We start from the raw sequence: 296 nt of genomic DNA, 5'->3' as shown, positions 1-296 counted from the left end.
TTGTTATAGACGTCGTTGGCTGGGGTGTTGAACACAGTCGAGCCTGTGGTCTCACCGGCTTTAATAGTGATCGTCTGGCCGTTCGAAAGCGTCACAGTGACGTCAGTTTGCGCTTTGTTAGTCAAAGTCGCGGTGTAAGTGATATCACCACCTTCAACCACCGACGCTTTATCAGCAGTCAGGGAAACGGTGGTGTTATCGATCGAATCCGTAATCGTAGTAACCGCAGGCGTGGTGCTCGGTACCAGATTCTCAAAGTTGCCACCGGTTGCACCTGTAATAGTAGTGCTGACGGT

Annotated in this window: 1 protein-coding gene; it reads right to left on the bottom strand. The window is 51.0% G+C overall.

Annotation, left to right across the window (positions count from 1 at the left end; all coding sequences use genetic code 11):
- Positions 1 to 296, bottom strand: a 296-nt coding sequence (locus AOA59_RS32260; RefSeq protein WP_158235195.1) for an immunoglobulin-like domain-containing protein, incomplete at both ends; no start/stop codon positions are given.

It is taken from the genome of Pseudomonas sp. 2822-15 (assembly GCF_002742515.1).
Taxonomy (GTDB): Bacteria; Pseudomonadota; Gammaproteobacteria; order Pseudomonadales; family Pseudomonadaceae; genus Aquipseudomonas; species Aquipseudomonas salomonii.
Note: the sequence above shows the minus strand (reverse complement) of the source record. Positions and strands in the feature narration are given on the sequence as shown.